24 protein-coding genes and 1 pseudogene are annotated in these 25,664 nt (G+C 40.0%); all 25 read right to left on the bottom strand.

Annotated elements, in window-relative coordinates; genetic code table 11:
- The 25 genes and pseudogenes from BHV83_RS01395 to BHV83_RS01275 all read right to left on the bottom strand — a co-directional run bounded on the left by BHV83_RS01395 (position 1) and on the right by BHV83_RS01275 (position 25,576).
- Positions 1-1,050 carry a DUF3810 domain-containing protein gene (locus BHV83_RS01395; protein WP_008778516.1) on the bottom strand — a complete coding sequence of 350 codons (1,050 nt, stop codon included), beginning with the start codon at positions 1,048-1,050 and terminating at the stop codon, positions 1-3.
- Between the two features lie 46 nt (positions 1,051-1,096).
- Positions 1,097-1,567, bottom strand: a complete 471-nt coding sequence (locus BHV83_RS01390; protein WP_005865254.1) for a D-Ala-D-Ala carboxypeptidase family metallohydrolase — start codon at positions 1,565-1,567, stop codon at positions 1,097-1,099.
- A gap of 12 nt (positions 1,568-1,579) precedes the next feature.
- Entirely contained in the window at positions 1,580-1,777 is a 198-nt protein-coding gene (locus BHV83_RS01385; protein WP_005865252.1) for a hypothetical protein, read from the bottom strand.
- Between the two features lie 5 nt (positions 1,778-1,782).
- Complete coding sequence (locus BHV83_RS01380) at positions 1,783-2,232, bottom strand: HU family DNA-binding protein (RefSeq protein ID WP_005865250.1); 450 nt, start codon at positions 2,230-2,232, stop codon at positions 1,783-1,785.
- A gap of 200 nt (positions 2,233-2,432) precedes the next feature.
- Positions 2,433-2,936: a hypothetical protein gene (locus tag BHV83_RS01375; protein ID WP_008778517.1), complete on the bottom strand. Its 504-nt coding sequence runs from the start codon at positions 2,934-2,936 to the stop codon at positions 2,433-2,435.
- Positions 2,937-4,093: 1,157 nt separating this feature from the next.
- Complete coding sequence (locus tag BHV83_RS01370; protein WP_005865246.1) at positions 4,094-5,356, bottom strand: nucleotide sugar dehydrogenase; 1,263 nt, start codon at positions 5,354-5,356, stop codon at positions 4,094-4,096.
- A 14-nt stretch (positions 5,357-5,370) separates the two neighbouring features.
- Positions 5,371-6,510, bottom strand: a pseudogene (locus BHV83_RS01365) (dTDP-glucose 4,6-dehydratase).
- A 5-nt stretch (positions 6,511-6,515) separates the two neighbouring features.
- Positions 6,516-7,427: a dTDP-4-dehydrorhamnose reductase gene (gene rfbD, locus BHV83_RS01360; RefSeq protein ID WP_005865242.1), complete on the bottom strand. Its 912-nt coding sequence runs from the start codon at positions 7,425-7,427 to the stop codon at positions 6,516-6,518.
- 1 nt (position 7,428) lies between these two features.
- Entirely contained in the window at positions 7,429-8,010 is a 582-nt protein-coding gene (gene rfbC, locus BHV83_RS01355; RefSeq protein WP_005865240.1) for a dTDP-4-dehydrorhamnose 3,5-epimerase, read from the bottom strand.
- 1 nt (position 8,011) lies between these two features.
- Positions 8,012-8,917 (bottom strand): glucose-1-phosphate thymidylyltransferase RfbA, encoded by a 906-nt coding sequence (rfbA, locus tag BHV83_RS01350; RefSeq protein WP_005865238.1) that lies wholly within the window; start codon positions 8,915-8,917, stop codon positions 8,012-8,014.
- Between the two features lie 108 nt (positions 8,918-9,025).
- A complete protein-coding gene (locus tag BHV83_RS01345; protein ID WP_008778518.1) occupies positions 9,026-9,979 on the bottom strand; it encodes an ATP-grasp fold amidoligase family protein in 954 nt (317 codons plus the stop codon).
- An 18-nt stretch (positions 9,980-9,997) separates the two neighbouring features.
- Positions 9,998-11,488: a flippase gene (locus tag BHV83_RS01340; RefSeq protein WP_227793695.1), complete on the bottom strand. Its 1,491-nt coding sequence runs from the start codon at positions 11,486-11,488 to the stop codon at positions 9,998-10,000.
- Positions 11,463-12,740 carry an O-antigen polymerase gene (locus BHV83_RS01335; protein ID WP_286755579.1) on the bottom strand — a complete coding sequence of 426 codons (1,278 nt, stop codon included), beginning with the start codon at positions 12,738-12,740 and terminating at the stop codon, positions 11,463-11,465. Before BHV83_RS01335 ends, BHV83_RS01340 begins: the two co-directional genes overlap by 26 nt.
- Positions 12,741-12,754: 14 nt before the next feature.
- On the bottom strand, positions 12,755-13,726 hold the full coding sequence (locus BHV83_RS01330) for a WaaS/CpsH family glycosyltransferase (RefSeq protein ID WP_005865230.1): 972 nt from the start codon (positions 13,724-13,726) through the stop codon (positions 12,755-12,757).
- Positions 13,727-13,735: 9 nt separating this feature from the next.
- Positions 13,736-14,632, bottom strand: a complete 897-nt coding sequence (locus BHV83_RS01325; protein WP_005865228.1) for a glycosyltransferase family 2 protein — start codon at positions 14,630-14,632, stop codon at positions 13,736-13,738.
- Positions 14,633-14,652: 20 nt separating this feature from the next.
- A complete protein-coding gene (locus tag BHV83_RS01320) occupies positions 14,653-15,240 on the bottom strand; it encodes a sugar transferase (protein WP_005865226.1) in 588 nt (195 codons plus the stop codon).
- Entirely contained in the window at positions 15,241-16,122 is an 882-nt protein-coding gene (locus BHV83_RS01315) for an NAD-dependent epimerase/dehydratase family protein (RefSeq protein ID WP_005865224.1), read from the bottom strand.
- A gap of 14 nt (positions 16,123-16,136) precedes the next feature.
- A complete protein-coding gene (locus tag BHV83_RS01310) occupies positions 16,137-17,243 on the bottom strand; it encodes an ATP-grasp domain-containing protein (RefSeq protein ID WP_005865222.1) in 1,107 nt (368 codons plus the stop codon).
- Positions 17,244-17,261: 18 nt separating this feature from the next.
- On the bottom strand, positions 17,262-18,461 hold the full coding sequence (locus BHV83_RS01305; RefSeq protein WP_005865220.1) for a DegT/DnrJ/EryC1/StrS family aminotransferase: 1,200 nt from the start codon (positions 18,459-18,461) through the stop codon (positions 17,262-17,264).
- A 21-nt stretch (positions 18,462-18,482) separates the two neighbouring features.
- Positions 18,483-20,930 (bottom strand): GumC family protein, encoded by a 2,448-nt coding sequence (locus BHV83_RS01300; RefSeq protein ID WP_122297437.1) that lies wholly within the window; start codon positions 20,928-20,930, stop codon positions 18,483-18,485.
- A gap of 37 nt (positions 20,931-20,967) precedes the next feature.
- Positions 20,968-21,765 (bottom strand): polysaccharide biosynthesis/export family protein, encoded by a 798-nt coding sequence (locus BHV83_RS01295; RefSeq protein ID WP_005855491.1) that lies wholly within the window; start codon positions 21,763-21,765, stop codon positions 20,968-20,970.
- Between the two features lie 50 nt (positions 21,766-21,815).
- The gene (locus BHV83_RS01290) at positions 21,816-22,244 is read right to left on the bottom strand and encodes a BT0820 family HAD-type phosphatase (protein WP_048927731.1); all 429 of its coding nucleotides are present in this window, start codon (positions 22,242-22,244) and stop codon (positions 21,816-21,818) included.
- Between the two features lie 34 nt (positions 22,245-22,278).
- Positions 22,279-24,228 carry a polysaccharide biosynthesis protein gene (locus BHV83_RS01285; RefSeq protein ID WP_036613982.1) on the bottom strand — a complete coding sequence of 650 codons (1,950 nt, stop codon included), beginning with the start codon at positions 24,226-24,228 and terminating at the stop codon, positions 22,279-22,281.
- Between the two features lie 238 nt (positions 24,229-24,466).
- Positions 24,467-24,904, bottom strand: coding sequence for a hypothetical protein (locus tag BHV83_RS01280; RefSeq protein ID WP_048927730.1), 438 nt, complete (start codon positions 24,902-24,904; stop codon positions 24,467-24,469).
- Between the two features lie 9 nt (positions 24,905-24,913).
- Positions 24,914-25,576, bottom strand: coding sequence for a transcription termination/antitermination NusG family protein (locus tag BHV83_RS01275; RefSeq protein ID WP_005865210.1), 663 nt, complete (start codon positions 25,574-25,576; stop codon positions 24,914-24,916).
- Positions 25,577-25,664: the final 88 nt, after the last annotated feature.

Genomic DNA, 25,664 nt, shown 5'->3' with positions numbered 1-25,664 from the left:
TCATTCTCCTTCCAAGGCGATCAATAAGGCGATCACCTCCGAATAATTAGCGGTTCCAGTAGGTATCTTATTGCCTTTCAGGAAAAGATTATAGACCACGTCTTGTGCCTCGCCGATCAACGGGCTGTATAAGGATTGCCAATAGGCGACTTTCTCGTTATACAAGTCCTTGATCTCGGGGCGTAATCTTTTCTTCCATGCCTCAAAAGCGTCCTTATCCAAAGCCACATATGCGTTACTCAGCGCATAAGGCAGCAAAGAGAAGTAACCAGAGAACCGGATTTCCGGCACGGAAGAACCCGTGCATATTAAATAACTGTATAGATTAGCCTCGGCCTCGTTGGATATACTAAGCACATGAGCCATCTCATGGGCGTAGGTGGCGGGATATTGCACGGGCAAGAGCTGGCCGTTCAAATTGAACTCCGTAAAAAACGGCCCCATATATCCCATCACCCCTACTCCACTCATCAACCGGGAGAACAGCATCGTTTTAGGATGAAGATAGGTTCCGGGAGTGGTAAGCCCGAAACGAGTAGGCAATTCCCGATATCCTTCCTGCACCGCCTCTTTCACGACCTCCCGATCGATCGTCTCTATCGGAACCCATGAGGCGTTCAGGGAATCCGTGTAGGCATCCAAGAAGGATTGGAAATGTTCCGAGGAAAAAGGCACATAAGTGGTTCGCGTACGAGTGAAAAAATCTTCCCGGAAATAATTCAATCCCCAAGCGATATAGAACCAGACATACACCCATGCCAGATATTCCACGACATGCCTTATTGTCCTCCCGATCCTCCGCCTCCTTATAATCGCATACGACAGATACCCTAATAACCCGGCGATGCTACCATAAATAAAACAATCCCCTACGGAAAAAGGGAACAAGCAGGAGAAACGAGATAGCATACCCGATACCCATGGATAAATCGAACGGGAATACCATTCGCCTAATCTGGGATTTCCCATCACGATCCATATTGCGACAAGAAAAATCGCCAATATAATCCAACGAACACGTATCTTTTTTAGATATTCAAGTTTAATCATAGGAGGCAAATATATCATATCCTTTTCAGTCCACACAGTTTTATTATTAAAAAAGAACTAACGCTCCACAACTACAGAACATACAGACAACACAAAGCATATAAACTAACACTTGCATCCTGTTATTTCCATTTATCTTTAAGGAAAGATGCAAAAAACGTCTTCGTCCATATAATATAGCTTGGTCAAATACTAAACCGGAACATTGCAATACATCCAACAATTTTTCCGGCCCATCGGCAACATAGCAATCTGCCGCTTCTCCTTTCAAGTGTTGGCTGGTAACGACCCCGCCAGCAAGACGATTTACCTTCTCATTCCGATATCCACTCAATATAGCAATCGGTGCCCCATACAATAGACGTAATGGTTCCAATAAACCAACTGCCAAATTTTGAAGCGCTAGACATGCACAAGGAGGAGGCTGATTATTTATCGCATTGTCCACGGCAATACCACTATAAGTAAACTCATCCAAACAAAAATGCTCTGTTAACCTTTTATCATGTCTTTCCATAATTTTCAATTTTCAATTATTAATTTTCAATTTATAAGAGTAGTCCACTCCAAAAAGGGCCCCGGCAAACGTACTGATCTCACCGAAAGCCACCAGTACACTGTTATCGATCAATCCTTGCGGATCAATCCAGAATCCGCTGAAGAGAAGTGTGATCCCGCTCATTGAGAGCAGGATCGCAACAATTAATTGAATCGTCAAACGCCTCATAGCTCTTAGATTTCATCCGGACTTTCACTATCACTCCCGTTTCCACCCGTATCTTCTTCATTTGGAAGCACAGTCTTCTCAAAACTTGTCCGGCTCTTGGCTACGCGTAGCGCCTTGCCCGGGTAGAACCGTACTTTCGGCTCCCGAATCAAGTTCGTTGAAAACGTCTTCTCATCCGGTACCCCCGACGATCCGAAACAAAAGCGGAAAAGTCCCAGCTCACCTACACTGACACGCCTGCCATGCTGTAAATGACGGACCAACACCACATTCATACGATCCAGAACCGCCTTCACGCTAGCGCTACCTACACCAGAGCTATCTGCCACCTCCTCCGCAAATTCATCAAAAGTAACCAGATCTCCATACACCATTTGAGCGTATACCTTTTCAGGAATAGATTCGTGATCCTCACCTAGATTCTTTCTCATTACTAATTTAAATTTCAATGCCATAACTATACGTTTTTAATGAATAAATGAATGTAACCATGCTTCGAACACACGACAAAGGTATAATAGCCACAAAGCCTGACTTCGATGACGCAAAACAGTTAACGACCTAGCAGCCAACACACACATTCCCAAATCAACGAAAAACACACCAAATTTCATCGACTTCAATCCACGTACATTTAACATTTATCAATAAAGAATCACATCTCATCCGTTATTTCCCTCTTCCCCGCCAGTTCCAAAATATCACTTGGTAATATATTCAATGCGCTCAAACGGCTAGCCAAGGATTTCGGCAAGACCTCCGAATTAGGATCCGATAAACTCCGGACGGAAAACGCCATACATAAACAAGCCGCCAAATGAGAATAAGGCAAACGCCCATCCCGATCCGTAAACTCCACCAGCTTCGCCATCCGCAAAAACAAGTCCGGTCGATGCAACTCATAACGGGCATTCTTCCACGGCGTATGCCTTGTCAAATACCACACCATCAAGTTCTCCCCTCGCTCCCCATCCAAATAACCATCCACCAATCTCCGATATCCCATCGGCAACTCTTCATAATGCCCAAAAGCCAGCTTACAAAACCCCAGCAAATGCCTTTCTCTATCTTCCGCCGACAATCCGGCCAGACGCACACTAAACAACTCAACGGTAGGCCAACCCCGAAATTCGCCTAATAGTCCCTTCAAATCTTTCATAAGATTTTTCATTTCCACGATCACAGGGGGAATATTTATCCCTGCGCCGCAGAAGGCCGAATCCCACATTTATATATGGATCATCAAGGCATACATAAAAACAGAACCGGCCTCCTTACCTCCCCGAAGGGAGAAAGAAGACCGGTACAAAATCTTTATTCTATATCGATTCTACAGTCTATTCTATCATCTACACATTCATCATCGCACCTTTGTGGTTCTCATTTCTTGCAAACACTTCCATGGAAGTTCCTCTTTCTTTTTTGGCGTTATACCGATAAGCATATCGGCGATATGTACTCCCATGATTGACACCATGGGAGTTGAAGACATAGAAGAGGAGATATCTTAAAAATCGACTCCACATAAACAAAAGTAAACCGCCAATAGTGCTTTCCTAATTAATTTATGGCAATCACGCAACACCTTTGTTGGTACTCTAATTAGAGCATGCACCAATGTATAGGCTCTTTTGTAGCACCTACCTAATTTTATGTTAAAAACATTGAATTTAACCATTAGTACATACCAACTCTATATTCTGGGGTATGAGATTAACAAAGTCCTTACAATCATTAAAAATATTTTTAAAATATTCACCAAGGAAATCCCAAGCTCACTTCCCCCGCTGCCTCACAGTACTGATTACACCATGATATGCAGCTGCCATTTCTACACCTTCGTCACGACCAAAGTGTAACATACTGTTACATTGCATAGTAAGTGATCATCAGACTCTTTCTTCAAGAATAAGATTCTCTTCATTATAATCACGTTCCTTTCTAAAGAAGAAATCCAAACTGTCCGTAAAGACCAAGGCTCTCTTTTCACCTCCTTGATCATACGCTTTAACATATTAGCCCGGACATGTGACAGGCACAGTTGATGTTCAGCCTCCTTAAATGTACGGATTTCAACCCATCTCCTATGAAAACATCTTAACCATTTTTCAAACAGGTTATACGGTACCTTATTTCTAAAACAGAAGGATCGGATGGAATCCTTGTTCGTGACCGCTTCGGATTTGTAGCGGAGGAAAAAAATTTCAGAATTGTTATTGCTCTACATATTAATTGGGTTTTAATTACAGCAACAAAGATCTATATTTCTGTTGAATGATGCTATACGTCATTTTTGGACGCTAACCTTAATTTAGATTAATCCCTTCTATATACATCTCGTGTATATACCTTATTTTTCACATCATCCAATTCCACATCATATCGATTGGCTATAATAGCCGCACTACGTTTTTTAAAGAGATCCAAATCATTAACAACTTCTGACCCAAAAAATGTAGTATTATCCGACAAGGCTGGTTCATAAACAATCACAGTAGCTCCTTTTGCTTTCACTCGTTTCATTATTCCTTGAATAGAAGATTGTCTAAAATTATCAGAATTAGACTTCATCGTCAATCGATAAACACCGATCGTAACAGGATGTTCCCGTACACTACTCCATTCATTCTCTTCCCCGTAAGCATAATAACCCGCCATACGAAGTACTTGATCTGCTATAAAGTCTTTCCTAGTCCGGTTACTCTCCACAATCGCTTCTATCAAATTTTCGGGTACATCCGCATAATTAGCGAGTAATTGTTTTGTATCTTTCGGCAGACAATACCCCCCATAGCCAAAAGAAGGATTATTATAGTGATTACCGATACGAGGATCCAAACACACACCATTTATGATCGATTGAGTATCCAACCCCTTCATTTCCGCATACGTATCCAACTCATTAAAATAAGAAACACGTAGTGCAAGATATGTATTTGCGAATAGTTTTACGGCCTCAGCTTCTGTCAACCCCATAAATAAGGTATCTATATTTTCTTTTATAGCACCTTCTTGCAACAGTTCAGCAAAAATATGAGCGGCATCTACCAATTCCGGATCAGACAAATCCGTACCCACGATGATCCGGCTAGGATACAAATTATCATACAAAGCCTTAGACTCTCTCAAGAACTCCGGACTAAAAAGAATACGCTTTGTATGAAACCGCTCACGTACGGAAATCGTATAACCAACAGGTATCGTACTTTTAATGACCATAAAAGCATTTGGATTAAAACGAAGCACCTGCTCTATCACAGCCTCAACAGCGGACGTATCAAAGAAATTTCGCTGGCTATCATAATTTGTCGGAGCCGCTATCACCACAAAATCAGCGTCCTTATAAGCCATCTCCGCATCTAGCGTAGCTTTCAAATTCAATTTATGACTAGCCAAATACTCTTCTATGTAATCATCTTGAATCGGTGATTTTTTATTATTGATCAAATCTACCTTCTCAGGAACTATGTCTATGGCTACCACCTCATGATGCTGTGATAACAAAGTGGCAATTGATAAACCAACGTAACCGGTACCGGCTACGGCTATTTTGTATTGTTTGTTGACTATATAGCTCATTTTATAATTATTTTTCAACGATTTCCATACATTTCTACATAGTAATCTTGGTATTCACCATTAATAATATTTTCACACCATTCATGCTTCTCCAAGTACCATCTCACAGTCCTCTCGATACCCTCCTCGAATTGCAAGCTAGGCTCCCAGCCGAGTTCCTTTTGCAACTTTGTTGAGTCGATGGCATAGCGTACGTCATGGCCTAAACGGTCAGTCACGTAGGTGATAAGATCCATATCCTCACCCTCTTTACGTCCTAACAGACTATCCACCGTATTGATCACCACCTTGATGATATCGATATTCTTCCACTCGTTGAAGCCACCGATATTGTAGGTCTCGGCGATCTTTCCGTTGTGGAAAATCAAGTCTATCGCACGGGCATGATCCTCCACGAACAGCCAGTCGCGCACGTTCTCGCCCTTGCCATAGACCGGTAGCGGCTTGCGGTGACGGATGTTGTTGATGAATAGGGGTATCAGTTTCTCCGGGAATTGATAGGGGCCATAGTTGTTTGAGCAATTTGTCACGATGGTCGGCATGCCGTAAGTATCGTGTTAGGCACGTACAAAATGGTCTGAACTTGCCTTACTCGCTGAATAGGGCGAATGAGGATTGTATTTCGTTGTCTCATAGAAGAAATCATCTCCGTATGCCAAGTGATGCTCACCGGAGGAAGCCGCTGTCATGAACGGGGGCTCGATTCCTTCCGGATGGTTCATCGTCAACGCTCCATACACCTCATCGGTAGAGATATGATAGAAGCGTTTACCCTCATACTTCTCCGGCAGGCTTTCCCAATACAACTTAGCGGCTTGGAGCAAAGCCAAAGTACCCATCACATTGGTCCGGGCGAATGTAAACGGATCCTTGATACTTCGGTCTACATGGCTCTCGGCCGCCAAATGGATGATACCATCGATCTGCTCATCCCGCATCAATTGATAGAACGCCTCAAAGTCGCAAATGTCCATCCTCACAAACTTATAGTTTGGTTTGTCCTCCACATCCTTTAGGTTTGCCAAGTTGCCGGCGTAGGTCAGCTTGTCCAAATTAATGATGTTATATCCCGGATATTTGTTTACAAACAGACGTACAACGTGAGAGCCGATGAAGCCCGCACCACCGGTGATTACTATATTTCGTTTTGCCATGATTCTTAACAGTTGTTTTTTAAATTAGTGATACATCGTTTTAAGGATTCCGTCCAATAAGGAACTCGAACGCCGAATGTTTCTTTGATTTTTGTTTTGTCCAATACCAAATAGGACGGACGTTTTACGGGGCTGGGGAACTCGTCGCTATGACAAGGCCGGATATCACAAGCGGTCGTGCCATTGTATTCGGCGATCATCTTCGTGAAGTCGAACCAAGAGCAGACCCCCTCGTTGGAGTAATGATAGATGCCGCTCTTGCCATAAATAGCGCAAGCTATGTCCGTCGCATAATCACGCAAGACTGCCGCTATGGCTTTCGCCAAATCGTAAGCGTATGTCGGTGTACCAGCCTGATCGAATACCACCTTCAGTTGGGGCCGAGTAGCCGTAAGGTGCATCATCGTTTTGCAAAAGTTTTTCCCGAACTCACTGTACAACCAAGCGGTACGAATTATCACATGCTTGCAACCTACAGTCATGATCTTCTGCTCACCCCGCAATTTTGTCATACCATACACACCGGTTGGCGTACCCTGTTGATCCTCTTGGCAGGGCACATTGTAAGGCTCTTTGCCAAACACATAATCCGTAGAGATCTGCACCAACAAACCATTGACCGCCTTCATCGCCTTGGCCAAATTTTCCGGGGCCTCGGCATTCAGCCTCTCGGCCAACGCCTCATTACTCTCCGCCGCATCTACGTTGGTATAGGCGGCGCAATTCACGATAACGTCGATGCGCCGCTCCGCAACCAGTACCCTCACCGCTTCCAAATCCGTAATATCCAAAAAGACAGTCTCTACTCCTTCCACTTGATTCACATCCGTGAATACATAGTGGTCATCACTTTCCCGGGTGATGATACGTATCTCGTTTCCCAACTGCCCGTTGGCTCCTGTCACCAATATATTCATCTTATTCAAATTCAAGGTATAAATTTACATGATAATCAAACGGTGAGTCAAAATCCTCCAAGCATGGATGCTTTATATCCTTCTCCGAGAGAAGGGCCTTATCCATTGGTATCCGCCAATCTATGCCCAGACTCTCATCCTTTATACAGATGCCCCCATCCGCTTGCGGAGCATAGAAATTATCGCATTTGTATTGGAAAACAGCTATCTCACTCAATACCGCGAATCCATGAGCGAACCCTCTGGGCACGAAAAACTGGCGATGGTTATCCTCACTCAATTCAACGGCTACATGCTTACCATAAGTTGGACTTCCTTTGCGAATATCCACGGCTACGTCAAGGACACATCCTTTCACGCAACGCACCAATTTGCTCTGCGTAAAAGGGGGCCTCTGAAAATGCAAGCCGCGCATCACTCCGTATGAGGACATACTCTCATTATCCTGTACGAAATTTATCTTACGAACCTTCTCCTCGAACTCTCGCTGCGAGAAACTCTCGAAGAAGTATCCCCGAGCGTCATCAAACACCTTCGGCTCAATGATCACCACGCCCTCTATATCTGTCTTTATTACCTCCATCTTAACCTAAATTCGGATCTCCTGTCTCCTTTAATTCCTCAATTACCTTTAGTAGATATTGCCCATATTGGTTCTTAAGCATGGGTTGCGCCAGCTCTCGCATACGCTCCTCGGTTATCCATCCCTGACGGTATGCAATACCCTCCAAGCAGGCCACTTTCACCCCCTGACGCTTCTCCAATACCTCGATATACGTAGATGCCTCGCTCAGGGAGTCGTGCGTACCGGTATCCAGCCAAGCGAAGCCTCGGCCTAAAGTCTGGACTTTCAGCGCTCCATCCTCCAAGAATCGTTGGTTGACCGTAGTGATCTCATACTCTCCACGTGCGGACGGTTGAATGCTACCCGCTACATCAACAACCTTGTTCGGGTAGAAATACAATCCGACCACGGCGTAGTTGCTCTTGGGACACTCCGGCTTCTCTTCGATACTCAGGCAACTGCCGGCCTGGTCGAACTCGGCCACGCCATAACGCTCCGGATCACTCACCCAATAGCCAAAAACAGTAGCCCTATTCTCTTCCTCCGCAGTACGAACCGCCTCCTTTAGCATCAAGGTAAATCCATTACCATGGAAGATATTATCACCTAGCACCAAGCAAATGCTGTCATCACCGATGAATTCTGCTCCAATGGTAAATGCCTGTGCCAATCCATCCGGAGAGGGCTGTTCTGCATACTCGAAACGCACCCCATAATCAGAGCCATCCCCAAGCAGACGCTTGAATCCCGGCAAATCATAGGGCGTTGATATAATCAAGATATCCCGGATGCCCGCCAGCATTAACACACTGATAGGATAATACACCATCGGCTTATCAAAAATAGGGAGCAACTGCTTGCTCACTCCCTTAGTGATTGGGTAGAATCGGGTACCCGAGCCACCGGCTAAAACAATTCCTTTCATAATTATGAATTTTCAATTATTAGTATTTAACTCAGAATACCTCACAAATAAAGATCCGGTAAAACAGGACAAATACATTTACAAAGAAAAATCATTCCAACACTTTCCCTAAAAGTCCAATTCCTTTATTTTCCATAAATCCCCCAACATCAAATCAGCTTCAATAGGGGAAATCTCCTCAAATCCACTACCATTAGTAAATGTCATTTCACCAAAATAAATTTTCCCATCAACATTATATAGATCTACTCGAACATGAGAAAAGCCTCGAGATAATTTTTTTACTATTTCAATCATTATATCGAAATTTTTCGGCTTATCTACTACACCTTTAAAATTACCATATGATCGTTGATTCCACGCTTGAATATTCCATTTCAAATCATAAACATTTCTAGTATGATTTGTAAATCTATCCATATCAACCCAACAATAGTAAGGCACTCCATCAAAACATAAAAACTTATAGTCAACCAAATCAGAGCCTCTAGAATCTATAAATTCTTCTGCGATAATTTTAGGCGAAATATCCTTATAATGCATTTCACAGTACCTACAACTATAATCCGTCTCTAAAGAGAATTTCAATTTCCTTTTCAACTCTATTTTTTTAGCAAGTGTTATCGCTTTTTTATTGCGAATAATCACCGCATCTCCAGAACCATGATTAGTTTTAAGAACAAATTGATTAGGTAATATATCGAGATTTACATCGTCATATTTATCCCATACCGCTAGTAATGGGACCAAATACTCACTTCCAACTTTATCTGCGACCCAATCTCTCACTTTATACTTATCTGAACACAATGTTTTTCGAGGATCTTTATCGAATAATTTCGCCCACTGCATTTTTTCAGTATAAGTTTTTAGGTTTTCCCAATCCAGTTCTTTACCTTGCCTATTTTTATAAAGACACGCATCATAAGCTTTAAGTTCCTCATCAGACATTCTCGAAACAGCCAAAGACATTTTTTTGTTTCTTAAAAAATCTTTATAATATTTAATATAAGCAATCGATTGGTATATCAAAGGCAATTTAGCTTGAATAAAATGTTTCATAATATATATAATAAGCGACTAATATCTTACTACAAATTTTCTCAACAAAACCATCAACCGTGTTCTACTTTTTAACATAAGTAAAAACACACCAACAGCATAAATAAACATACCTACCAGAAGTTGAAGTATTAATGTAACAATATTTATATTCATTACATTTCCTATTTGAAAAACAAAAACAAACATTACTATCCCAATTAGTATAGGCGGAATCGTATTTAACAAATATTTTTTAATGAAAATTTTTTTTCTAACAAAATACGATTGATATATACAAACAATAATTTCAGCAAAAATAGTTCCTATAACAGCTCCTCTTGCAGCCATATATGGTATCAAAATTATATTCACAATCAAATTAACAGCAGCACCTAAAAACAAGGAAACAACAAATATTTTATCCTCTTTATAAGGTATTAAATATTGAGTTCTTATCACATTGGCAAAAGCCATAAACGGGACTGTCACAGCCAATCCCATTATAAGAATTCCACATTCTTCAAATTCATAACCAAAAAAGATGGGGGCTAACACAAATGAAATACCTGCCAATCCAAAAGAGATAGCTATTGCTAATAACATAACAGCTTCCATCGACATGTCAATTAACTTAAAAACCTCTCCTTTATCCTTACTCGTCACCATATTTGCAATTCGAGGCATAAGAACTACACCAAATGCCATTATCAAACTCATTGGCACATTAATTATTTTTTCAGCATTTTCATAAAACCCGACTTGAACATTCGAAGAAATGGATCCTAGCATAATTTTATCCATATACTTATAAAGACTCAATGCCAATATCGGCAAAAACAATACAAATAGGGGTCGAATATGTTGTTTCATATTAGCCCAAGAAGGCCTCCTCCATGAGACATATTGCTTTAAAGCAAACCAAACTACTGACTGCCCGACAAAAACAGAAAGGGCTAATATTAGCGCATAAATCCAAAGATCAGTTTGTGTCTTAACAAAAACTAAAACTAAAAATACAGACAAAATTTTCACAAGAGTATTTCTTCCTACTGTCAGCTTAAACTTCTCTATTCCAAAGAAAAACCAATTAATATCAAAGACTGCAGCAAAAACATAAATGCTCTGAATAAGAAATATGACCAGATTATCCTCTACAAAAAAAAACAAAAGCACTAAATAAACAAATATTACAATTATTGAAAAAATAATGTGAATTGATAGAATTTCAGAAAAGTTCCTATTCAATTCTTCTTTATTATTTCGAACCATAGCAATCGTTCGACTTCCATAATTTTTAATTCCAAGATTTGCAAACAAAACAAAATAGTTAGCAACTGCATATGTATAAGAGAAAAGTCCTATATTCTCAGCACCTAAAACTCTTGATACATAGGGGATCGTAAATAGAGGAATGAAAACTATCAACAATTCATACAAGAACTGATATACTATATTTCTCCTTAAACTTGGCAAATTTTTACAATTTATATTTTTAAACACCTCACAATCTAATTCTTTTATAAACAAAAAAAGCCATTAAAAAGCTTATGCCTTGAACGGGCTGTGTAAAATAGAATCTAACAAATGAGAAAATCAACTTTTGCAACAATAATAAATAAATTAGCGTATATTTATCATCTGTACCATTTTTCGCTTTTTTATAAAAATGCATAACAAAAAAACCAAACAATACCCCCCCAACAAAAACACCAAACATCCCACCATCTAAGTAAAATTGAAAAAAAGTAGTTACAAATGCATTCATTCTAGCACTCCCAAGTAACACCACATTTTCTAAGTTCATAAATGAAAGATCACGTATAGTAGTTAACCATATTGGATATTTCCAACCCGCAAGCGTTAAAATAAACATAAAAGGATAAAAAACACCATAAAACGAAGCCATACCATACCCATAAACATTAAAAAAAGAAGCATTCAATTCATTTATTCTATATTCTAAATGAGCAATTGGAACAACGAAATATTGATACATTTGAAAGAAAAAATCAACATTTTCACCTTTCCTTGATATCGTTGTAAAAATCAATGATATAATACAAGACAAAACAACCAGTACAATTTTTCTCCTATTTTCTTTTTTCAATTTTATCTTTACACCCTTCCACTTATATAAATATATAACATAAATAGCCATCCATAGAATAACAGATCGACCTCCAGAAGTAAGAACCCAAGCAATAATCATCAGAATAGTTGAAACAATAAAAATCTTATTTCTATTACCTTTAAACCATTCTATTGGGAGTATCGCTATAGCTAAATAGACAGTAGGTGTCGCTATAAAATTTTGTATAGCAACCATATAATTTGATTGTCTCAACAAATTTAGATCTGAAGAAGTAAACAACTCTCGAATTGCAGATAGGGTTAGGCCTGATTGCAATAATCCAATAACAATAACCGCTTGATAAGCTAAATATACAAATGTTATAGAGTATAGAACAATTACAATTTTAAAATTCAATACATATGAATATTTTACATCGCTTTCAAATTTTCTAAAAAAAAATATTTTTCTCCCAAACCATTTCTTTAAATCAACAGATACAAACCCAACAAAAAAAGAGAATAATCCTATAAATAACAACAAATACGTATCACTATTTGGTACAGGAACGCCAAACAACCCTAATCTTGAAAAAGCCAGCAACAGCATCCAAATCAAAAAAAATACAGTACTAGGATTATATAATTTACCATAAACAAACTTACTAAAACAAGCAGCAAAAACACACAACAAAAACGGTGCTATCATAAAACAAATATAAATTAAATTTTATTCAAATAACGATCTAATTTATCCACAAATAACACAGGCGAATATCTCCCATCATACCCATAATCCACCTTATCTACACATTTTAAAAAATCACTTAATAAAACAGATCCACAACTTAGCAAATAAATATTTTGTTCTCTATAAAATGGAGAACAAAGTATTTTCTCATTATCTGTTACTAATTTCCTATTATAACAAATTGCCTCTAAAGTACGCAACGTAATTCCTGCATTATTTTTATCCATTATTTCCACAATAAACTCAGAACTTAAAATCTCTTTCAACACTGATTTATATGGCAGCCAAGTATTATAAACAATTCCCTTCCTTCTTTTTTGCTTTTTCCTAGGTACTCCTGATATATAAAAAATTGGATTACATCCACAAAGTTCCAATTTATCATAAATACGGATCAATTTTTCCAGCCGATCTTTTGCAACCCCCACAAAAAAACATTTACGCTTTATCATTTCAACATCACCCACATCTACCATTGAATAAACAGTAGGATAATAAGAAAATCCAAATAACTTTGCCTCCTTTTCATCATATGTGTATATCAAATCAAAATTCTTCAACATAGGCTCAATAATACGTCTCATTCTATAAAATGAATTTATTAAGACAAGAACCATAGTCACATTAGATTTCCTCTTCAACTTCTCAAGAAAATTATTTCTATAATTACACAATGAAGGATCTGTAAACAGAATCACATATTCATTCGATTGATCAAAATCATAATGATCTAAAGAATAATATTTCTCCCAAAATCGTTTTAATGGCAATTCTATTTTCATATTCAATTTAAAGCTAAAATGAATACGAAAAAGCAGATCAATCAACACATTATTAACAAACAATGGTTTATTAATAAAATCCACATTATCGAGTTTTTCTAAATCTCTCCACATCAATCTACCATAATCCCGATTTGGATATACCAACAAATATTTTCGCATTACTCTTATTTATCTAAAAAGATGATTTTTCTGATAATCCAATAACTTGCTTATAGTTGATTTCATTCTCAGTGAGCTCAAGACAAAAAACACCAAGGCTTCCTTTGATTTCTTTATATAAAAACTATTTCTATAATATTCCATAGCCACTTTTTGATTAAAAAGAACCACTTCGTTTCCTAATCTAAACAAATATTTAGCATAAGTAGTCGGATTTTTTTGTATATCCTTTTTATATTTATTATATAATGATTCCCATGCATTTTTATTGGCCAAACTACTTTTTGATATACTATCTTTTTGTACAAAAGAGTCCACTAAACTTTCCCTCAAGTAACCTATGGAATAAATTCGAGCAGCTTGTAACGCAAAATCCCAGTCTTGAAAACGCTTTAATGTAACATCAAAACGTATTTTTTCAAAACATTCTCGCTTACATATAATCGTTTGAGTACCAACTCTATTTAAATAAAGAAGTTGATCAAAATAATCTTTATTATCATCCATATCTACATTTGGATAATAATATTTCCTATTGGGATCCTCCAACATAATCCGAGTCATGCCACAAAAGGAGAAATCCAAATTTCTATCAATCATAAATTGGTATTGCTTCTCCAATTTATCAAGATGCCATTTATCATCACTATCTTGAAAGGAGATAAACTCTCCTCTTGCAGATAATGCTCCTATATTTCTCGCATTACAGGCCCCAGATCTTTGCTCTAATCGCAAATAACGAATTCTATCATCTGCGATCTGAGTAACAACATCTTGGGTTCCATCCGTAGAAGCATCATCAACAATAATCAACTCAATATCTCGATATGTCTGGTTTAATACACTATCCACTGCCATACGTATTGTCTGAGCACGATTATATGTAGGTATAACAACTGATATCATTCCACTTATGTTTAAAATATTCAATTTTTGTACACATTTTCCCTACGAAGAACAGATTTTAATGTCATAATAATAATTCTACAATCTAAAAGAAATGAAACATGTTCCGCATAGTAAACATCATTTCTATACCGTTCCTCTAGTGTAGCACTGTTCCGTTTTAAGGCTTGATTATATCCAGTAATACCCGGTCTAACACCAAATTTTTTTCTTATAAAATCCGTATAAGTATTTTCATTACCCATCGGGCTAGGTCTTGGACCAACAAAACTCATATCCCCCAAAAGTACGTTAAATATTTGAGGAAGTTCATCGATACTTGTTTTTCTCAAAAATCCACCGATCTTGGTTAATCGAACATCTTTTTCAGAATTAAAAGTAGTACCATCAGCATTCCTTACATCAGGAGCATTCATTTTCATACTCCTAAACTTAAACATTTTAAATTTTTTCATATTACATCCATAGCGTTCTGCATTATAAAAAACATCACCATGATCTTCTAATTTTATAAACAAAGCCACCGGGATTATTAATATCAAAATAAAAGGAATCAACATCAAAGATATTATAATATCTATAAGACGCTTAATTACATTTTTATACATCTAATCTATTCGATTTTTCAATTCATACAAAGCTTCTTTCATTGTTTTAGGCTTAAAGCCTAAAAAACTAACATAGCGATGAGTATCCATAAAAGAGGAGTCAATATTTTCATCTATATCCTCTTGATAATCTATTGAATTAGTATTTTCAAATACTGAATTTACCGTATTTGCAATTGACAAATTTGTATAAGCCTCTTGCATACCAACATTCAAAATGATTGATTCCTCTTTCTGCTTGATTGCACACAAAACAAAAGTCTCAGCCAAATCATCAACATAAATAAATTGACGTTTAGCTACACTCTTACCTTTCACTATCAATTGTTTTCCTTGATATGCAAATTCGATGAAATTATTCATCATGCCTTTACGCTTTTCCTCTAATCCCAAAACTTGAGCAATTCTCAAAATAGTATATCGGAATTTAAACTTACGGGTATAAAAAGCACAGAGATATTCACAAGATGCCTTTGATATCCCATAAAGAGTTTTAGGAGAAAGACTGATATCCTCTTGCCACGGTATTTTTGTTGTATCTGAATAAACTGCAATAGAAGAAGCAAAAACCAGATGCTTAATATTCAATTCATTCATTGCCAATAAAATATTTTCAGTAACAATCTCATTCACATGATAATCGGAAATCAAGCCTTGTGTACCTCTTGTAGCCGCTAAATGAATAATCACATCTACATTCTTCAATACTTTATTTAATGAATCTACTGAATAATCGGTCTTTACCCATCTTACTTTATTATAGAGTGTTCTATCATTTTGAACTCTTGACAACGCAAGAATATCTATCTCATCATAATCAGCAAGTTTTTCCAATACTTTTGAGCCTATAAATCCACCTGCTCCCGTAATAGCAATTCTCATTACCAAAAACTCCTTTATAGACTATGGATAAAATACCCCACCTTGTCAAAACGTCCATTTACCGGACGTATATTATCACCTGTCGCATAATAGAAAAAACTGTCCTCCGAATCTTTGGGTATCAAGAAAGCAGATTGATCCATTATTGTTTTTGGCTTTTGGCAAAAGAAAACCAACTCCATCGGTTTAATATCCGAATTCAAACATTTTAGTTCTGAAATATCATCATATAGCAGATGCTCAAATACTAACTTCATCAAATTAACCCCTGTAGATCTAGCCAATAAATTCCACATATGACATCCATCCAAACGTGGTGTCATTTCTATGATGTACGGATGACCGTTCATTACTTTCATCTGGAAATAAACCGGACCATTCAATATTCCAATCCGATTACAAGCATCTTCTACGATTCTTTTTATTTTAGAATTAGCTGTATTACAAACGGCTTTACTTGGAACAATATGTTTATGTATCAACCCGGTATATTCCGGCCAAGTATCCCGATCCGAAACAATTAAGAATCGCATTACTCCGTTGACCATATAACCGTTAACTGAAACCTCTGGCCCTTCGATGTACTTTTCAACAATAACTTTTCCCTCTCTAGAATATTTAACCACATCTTGAAAATGAGACTCAAATTCAGATTGTGAACGAATTAAAAAAATACCTCTTTGCCCTTGCGCATCTGATGGTTTTAAAATAGCAGGATATTGAATTGCTATTTTATCTATAGAATCTAACACTTGAAAAGGTATATTTCCTTCACATTCCAATGTTAGTCTCTCACGCATCAAGTTCTTATGATTACAAACATTCGCTGCATAAGAAGAAACAAAATGAGGTAATCCAAGTCTCTCACTCAATCGACATGCTACAGGCATCGCTAAGTCTGATCCTGTTGAATAGACCACATCAATTTTATTATCAACTATAAAAGTTGCTAATTTCTCCTCATCTAATATATTAATCAAATTAAAATGATCTGATAAATCCGCAGCAGGTCCATCTTTAGCCATTGCACATGTGAATGTCTCACATCCCATTTTTTTTAATTGGCTAACTGCATCCATTTGTACTGCCGCAACTCCCAATATTAGAACTTTCTTTCCCATCATTTTTATTAGTAGATCTCATTTTAAACATTCCTTCACACACTCAATCACATAATCCACATCTTCATCAGACAAGCAGGTATGAAGCGGCAATGTCACAACATTTTTAAATTGCTTATAAGCATTTGGATAGTCCTCTATCTTGAACCCCAATTTCTTATAGCCTGTGTGCATAGGAAGCGGTTTATAATGTACATTGGTCGCAACTCCTAATCCGGCCATTTTCTCTATAAATTTGTTCCGTTGTTCGGCATCTTTGTCATTCAGATTTATAATATATAAATGTCCAGAAGAGACAATATCTGAAGTATAATGCGTTACCACCGTAATAGGTAGCCCCTTCAATCCTTTATTATAACGGTCTATAATTTCTTTTCGACGGGACAAAATCTCATCATACCTTTTTATTTGTCCTAGACCTATGCCCGCACAGACATCTGTCATATTACATTTATACCATGGCCCAATAATATCATACTCCCACGCTCCCAACTTCGTTTTTGCCAAAGCGTCTTTACTCTGACCATGAAGACTCAATAACATATATTGGTGATATAACTCATCATTATCTATCCCTTCAATATCTCTCCAAACAACCGCACCGCCTTCCGCTGTTGTTAGGTTTTTCACCGCATGAAATGAGAAATTCGTAAAATCGGCGACAGAACCTATTGGGAATTTTTTATATGAGGCTCCAAAAGAATGAGCACCATCAGCCATAACAATCACTCGATTCAAGGCTTTTTGAATCGGGTTATCATTTGGATGGAATAAATTCTTTTTCCGTTCTACTATATCGAAAATCGTATCATAGCCACAAGGAATACCAAACAAATCCACCGGGATTATAGCTTTTGTTCTCTCGGTTATCGCCGCTTCTAATTTCTCATAATCCATCGTGAACTTTCCATGCTCACAATCTATCATGACCAATCTTGCCCCCACATGCTCTACCACACTTGCGGTAGCTGTATAAGTATAGGCTGGAACAATAACCTCATCACCGATTCCTATACCTAATATACGCAAAGTTATCTCAGCACATGCCGTATTTGAATTCAAACAAACAGCTTTTGAGGTATGACAACGTTCTGCTACCAGCTGTTCTAATTTTTTAGTTTTAGGTCCGGTAGTTATCCAACCGGACTTCAAAGCATCAACAACTTCACTGATCTCTGCCTCTGTTATATCAGGGGGACTAAATAATACGTGTCTCATGACTCTTTATAAATTTCCTTATTATTTCTTTTTCTTATTCTCCGCCTCAAAACCATACCCATAGCCGTATCCATAACCATAATGTTTACCATAGCCATAACCGTATTTCTTACCATAACCGTAACCATAGGTGTTCTTACGTTTGCTCAGGTCGATTCCATTGATCACTACCGCCAACTTGTCAAATTTATGCTCGTCCCTAAGAACATTAATGTAGCAGAAAGCGGCTTTCGGGGTCACGTCCGCACGGCAGACATAAACACACATGTCGGCCACACGGCTTATTATGGCCGTATCAGTTACCATACCGATCGGGGCTGTATCCAGCAACACGTAGTCATAACGGGATTTCAATTGCTCTATCGCCTTCTCCAAGGTATCACGGGCTACCAGTTCCGTCGGGTTCGGGGGAATCGTTCCTCCTAAAAGGATATCCAGGTTCGGACTGATGCCGGAAGGCTGCACAAGATCAAAAAGATCCTTATCCTCCGGATCCATCAGATAATTAGATATTCCTTCCTGCCTTTTCGATAAATCGAAGACCTTATTCAAGCCCGGCTTACGGATGTCCATACCAACCACTACCACCTTCTTTCCCAAATAAGCCAAGCTGACAGCGAGATTTCCAGTCACGAAAGACTTACCTTCTCCGGGCTGCGTAGAAGAGAAAAGTATGACCTTTTGATCTTTCCGGAGCATAAAGAGCAGATTGGTCCGCAAACCTCGGAAGGTCTCCTCCATCATGTCGTTCTTATTCTCGCGCACCACGATCGCTCCCTTATCGGAGGATTTATGACCACACAAGGGCAATTCGCCCAAAATCGGAACATTCGTCAATTGCTCCACATCGCCACGATTCTCGATCTTATATTTCAATAATTCCACGACAAAGATGATTCCCACCGGAATAAACAGGCCCACCACAAACGCAGCCAATAAAAACACGAGCTTCTTGGGAGCCACAGGATCCTTCCCGGGTAATGGTTCCTCTACAATACGACCATTATTAGCCGTGGCTGCCAATGTGATCGCATTTTCCTCCCGCTTCTGCAACAGCATGATATATAAAGTCGCCTTGATTTCTTGCTGGCGAGAAATAGTCATGAACTCTTTCTCTTGCTTTGGAGCATCACTAATCCGGCTCTCAAATTTACTAGCCTGACGCTCAATATCTTTCTGGGCGATTTGTAGTCCTCGCAAGACACTATTCACGGTTGTCTCGACATTACGTCTCATCGCCTCAACGCCGGTGTTCATGTTTATCACCGCCGGGTTATTTTCCGAAGAGGTACGTAATAAACGTTTACGCTCGATGATCATCGTGTTATATTGTTCAATCACCCTAGTGAGGTTTTGATCCTGTAACCCTACGTTTGCAGGAATTATCTCTTCCTTGTTGACCGGATCGTTGATATAGGTACGCAGAAATTGAACCAAGCTGATCTGTGTAGCGTTCTCCGTACGTTGCTGCTCATACTTGGAACTCTCTTGTAAGGCTAGACGGGCATCACTTGTCAAATCCGTCAGACCGGATCGTTGCTTGAAATCCGCCAACTCGCTCTCCGCCGTACCCAACTCATGGTTAATTATACCGATACGCTCCTCTATGAACTCAGCGGTTTTCTGAGCTACCTCATTCTTCTCATCGTTCGCGTCTTGATTATAGAACGCAACCAAACGATTCACGAAATCCACGCCTCGCTCCTTTACTGTATTGTTCACGCTGATCTTCGCTATCGTCGTGGTCTGGGAAGAGGCGGTCACGCTCAAGTCTTTCATATAATCCTCGGCGGTCTCCGTCGGCGTATTTATGGTAACACGTAAAGCGATTTCCTCTTCTTCCATATACAAGGTATCGCCTCGCGTAAAGCTTAAAACACCCACAGGTGTTGGTAACACCGCCGGCAATTGATCAAATGCCTGTTCTATCTCTTGCTCTTCCTTATCTTGCACATATTCAGCCTTAACAGACAATTTTCCTGTTTTTGTAAATGTAAGATCCAGCTTAATCGGCTCCTCCAATTTATCGGCCTCTTCCGGTGTCATATAAATCCGCACCGGACTATTCTTATAAAGAGGCATCGCATAACCGAACGCTCGCTTTTCCGCTACACGAACATATAAATTCAGGTCGTTCACGACTTTTTTTATCAATGTACGGGATTTCAATATCTCCACCTCGTTATCAAAATTATTTGTCATGGAAAACATTCCCAAATCTTGAATGGCCGCCAACGGATTGTTGCCCGAACCGCTTCGCTTATCCTCCTCCTTTATCAACACGGAACTGGAAATGTTATATACAGGCGTTTGATAACGAAGAAACAGGTAAGTAGCGATGCAACATATCAATATACTAGCAACAAACCAACGCCAATAAAAAAGGTATTTGAATAAAAGAGCGACCAAATCAATCTCTTGTTCCTCGTTCTCTATCCCAGTGTTATTAATTATCCGTTCGTCTATCATCTCTCTTAATTTTCAATTCTCAATTTTCAATTTTCAATTACTTAAGTATGTTTACCAACAGGCCGGCAATAGATACCAGAATCGAGAGTGAGCTTACCCAAAGGGTCGTGCTGTTACCGATATCGGAGTTCTTAGCCTTCGTCTTGTTCGGGGTCACGTAAATAATATCGTTTTGCTTCAGGTAATAATACGGGGAAGTCACGACTTCGGCATTATTCAAATTCAAGTTAATGATCTCACGCTTACCGTTCACGTCCTCACGGATCAGCTTGACGTTATCACGGACACCGTAAATCGTCATATCGCCTGCCATCGCCAAAGCCTCCAGAACGTTCACCTTCTCGTTGCCGATCGTGAAGCTACCCGGACGGGCCACCTCACCCAACACGGAGATCTTGTAATTAGCCATACGGACCGTAACGATCGGGGATTCCTTCAAATAAGGTTTCAAACGCTCACGAATCAAGTCCTCCGCCTCGTTCTTGGTGAGACCACCCACTTCCAAGCGACCGATAACAGGGAAATCGATCTCTCCTTTATTATTCACCAAGTATTGCTGCATGGTCGGTTGTGTGGTCGTACTGATATTTGTCAAAGCCGCATTGATTGGAGTCTGTACCGTCAAGTTGAATGGAGTCGCAGCCTTCGGGTCTGTCGTATTGACCGTGATGCTCAACAAGTCTTTTGGCATGATCTTGGCGTCATACAACGGAAGGGTCTCCTCAAAATCGTTCACTGCCTCTGGGTTTTGGAGGTATGGTACGTTCTTGTAAGAAGTACAACTCGCTACCAATAGAGGTAGAGCTAATAAAAGTAGTAATCTTTTGATTTTCATATTATTTTGTTATCTTTTTTTTATTTCTTAGAACACAGAATGATATGGATTTAGCGAAACAAACGAGAGAAAAGGCCTTTCGGTTTCTCCGGTTCGTATTCCGACTCGTATTTCCGCATTAAATCCTCATAGGAAAGTCTTTTACTCACCATCTCGTAAATCATACCCCAGTCCGGGAGACCACCAAGATTACGGTCATCAATAAAAATATCGGCCTTCAGCTTACGGGAGAAATGGTTATTCAGGCTTTTCTCTTCCTCCGGGTAATCTCGGTTCACGGCGTAAAACTCCAAGCCCCGCTCTCGGCAAAAGGTGACAGCCTCATCCAAAAGCTTACCCTCTCGCACACTCCATAAGATCAGCTTGTGGTGTTCTGTTTGTAACTTTCTCAATGTCTCGAAAGCGAAAGGGATCTCCTTCCCTATCGCCGGATATTTATGCTCAACGATTGTTCCGTCAAAATCTACTGCGATAATCATTTATAATTCAGATTTATAACTACCAACTAAATTGCTAATTCACTCCGTCCAATCTCGTGAATTGAGAGTTTTGGCTCTTGAACTCGGGGACGAAGGATTTCATCTCTCTCACCATAGGAAGAATGTGTACATGAAGGGATAATTCAGCTAATAGATCAATGTGCTCTACCACATCCTTGTAGGCGTACTCTCGGACTGCTGCCACACGAATCTTCTCATGAGGGGTTTCCTTCGTATTCTCCTTGTTGCTCAATAGTTCCTCATATAATTTCTCACCGGGACGAAGACCTGTGTATTTAATCTCTATGTCTTTATCCACCTGCAAACCAGAAAGCTCGATCATACGCTTCGCTAAGTCAGCGATCTTGACCGGCTCACCCATATCAAAGATGAAAATCTCGCCGCCCTTGCCCATCGTACCGGCTTCCAACACCAAACGGCAGGCTTCGGGGATTGTCATGAAGTAGCGGATGATATCGGGATGGGTTACCGTAACTGGGCCTCCTTTGGCGATCTGATCGCGAAAACGAGGTATCACGGAGCCATTACTTCCTAATACATTACCGAAACGGGTCGTGATAAACTTAGTGTTTCCCGCTAGAGCCCCCTTACTGATCGCCACACTCAAGCTCTGCACATATATCTCAGCGAGGCGCTTGCTACATCCCATGATATTCGTTGGATTAACGGCCTTATCCGTACTGATCATCACGAATTTCTCTACACCATAGCTTACGGCGGCATCCGCTATCACTCGGGTACCAAACACGTTGGTACGAACAGCCTCGCAAGGGTTCTCTTCCATCAAGGGGACGTGCTTATAAGCTGCCGCATGGAATACTACCTGGGGATGCCAATTGCGGAATACGTAATCTACACGGTCCGGATTCCGGACATCGCCTATGATAGGTACAAAATCCAGTTCCTTATACTTCTCCTCCAATTCCAGGCGTAAGTCATGCATCGGAGTCTCGGCGGCATCAAGGCAGATCAGTTTCTTGATCGGGAAATGCGCCAGCTGGCGGCAGATCTCGCTACCAATGCTACCGGCCGCTCCCGTAACAAGGATCGTCTTATCTTTCAATAAGAGACCGATCTCGCCCAGATTTATACTGATCTCCTCACGACCCAGCAAGTCCTCAATACGGATCTCACGGACTGAACGCTTCATTCCGCCCTCATGGACCTCCTCCATATCAGGAACCACGAGAGGCTTCAAGGAGGCCTGCTCGCAATAATGAATCAAACGATCACGTTCTCGTCGGACGGTCTTTATATTCGGGAAAAGGATACCATCCAAGTTATTTCTGGGGATCAGACGCAACAAGTCATCAATGTCCTCGATCTGGTAAACGGGAAGTTCCGCTATGCGAAGGTTCTTTTTAGCGCTACCAAACGTCAAGAAGCCGATGATGCTATAATTTTGCATGAATACTTGCCGGTTGGGTGATGTGGCTATCATCACGCTATCCTCATCCATACCGAACACCAGTACACGCTTGCGCTTTTTTCCAAGTTGGGACAACACGCTATTATATACATTAATCACGAATACACGTAAGGTGATCAGCAGAACAATCGTCAACATACAATCGGTTATCCCTCCCACCCAATATATAGAGGAATTGAAATCCGCCCTCAAAAGATGAAGCAGTATGAACATGAGGATGGATTTTGTGATGGCGACACCACCAATCCTCCATAGTCCACGTAGCGTGGAATGACGGATCACCCCGTGATAAACCTTGAACGTAAGAAAAGAAAGGATACTGGCCACAAAGGAAGCTATTCCTACCTTTAATACACTAATCCCGCTTATGTATACATGCATGATGGACAATAATCCCAGCACTCCTATCAAAGATACACATAGGGAAATGAAAAGATCCGCACAAAAAATGATCCAGCGGTTGATATACCGCAAATTTACCAGACGCCCCAGCGCTAAACGCCAGCGATTATAACGATATTTCACCTTTTCCATATTTGTTTTATTCATATCTATCTAACTATAATAATAAGCGACCGAACCTCTCAAGTGGTTGGAGTGGTATAAGCTAAAGCAAGAGTCTAGTCTATCGGTTAAAGAAAAAGGGACTCTCCTCGCTACTAGAGATAGCTGACCTCTTGATCGATATCGGCCGCCTAATTCTCATTTTCTAATTGCGACCTAGCGATAATATATTCTTGATTGGAGGCTCTCTTGAACCTCAGAAGTATCTTTAATCAATCTCCATGTCACGATCCATGGACGTGGTTTTTACTTCCGGCATCGGAAAATACCTCACCTCTTCCTTATGCCACTCCTTGTAACCGTCAAGCGTACGAGTAGGGACGGATAACCGACCGTAGTCATTGCCTTCGCGATGGAAAAGATGGTTACGTGTATAGGAACGTAACTCGCCATCTGTCCAAGAGACCATCACGATTGGAAACGGGTACGTGGTGAGGCTTAACGGGGTCACTAAGGTACGGGAAGATATTTGGCGTAACAGGTAAGCTGATTTCTCGAACGCCACCCAATACGGACCCGTACAGTAAAGATGGATGAAGGCACGATTATCCGCCTCTCGCTTAAGAATCTCTTTCAAATGGTTTCCTAACAACGAGATAAGGCGTACTCCGGATCTATCCTCTTTTTTACCGTAGTGCGTATCCATCTATGTGTATCATAATAGCTCTAGCAGGTCACGGGTGATATTTACTTTGGCACATCCCAGTAGATCTACACGGATCACAAAGTTAAGATTGCCATCCTCCACTTCCAGCACGTTACCTTCTAGACCATGCAACTTACCGCCGTTAATGCGTACCCTCGCTCCAAGAGGCAGCGGACGGGGATCGATAATGACAGGCTCTTCGGAATCGTCCAGCATCCTACGGAGTTTCACCATCTGCTCATCCGGAATGAAGGCTACGGGGCGTATGCCTCCAGACCGTTCGCCAGCTATGTTTACCATGAAACGTTTGATATAAGGAAGATGAACGATCTCCTTCCTACGCAAGACATCGGTGCAACGGATGAATACAATGGAACGGAAGACGATCCGGTCTACTTGCTTACGCTTGCCGCTTGGCAGAAGACACATCTCTTTTTGGGAGGCTATATAAACCTCATAGTCCTTCTCGCCTTCCGGCTGACTGGCTATGCGCTTTTCCAGCTTGTCACGGCATAGTTTCTCGGACTTGTTGTTGACGATAGCGATGTACCAATGTTTCTGATCAGATTTTCGCCGTAACGGGTTTTCAGGAATGGTTCTTTCAACGCCTACGGCGTCGATACCCTCATGAGGTACCGAATTTACAACCGTTTTTACAACATTCGCTCGCATCTCGTTGATTGCTTAAAAGAGATAGTTTGATATATGCACCATAACCCTTTTTCGCCATGTGAGAAATTAGGCTACTTAGTGAGTAGCG

This window comes from Parabacteroides sp. merdae-related_45_40, from assembly GCF_001915675.1.
The sequence above is the reverse complement of the archived record's forward strand: the minus strand, read 5'-3'. Positions and strand labels throughout refer to the sequence as shown.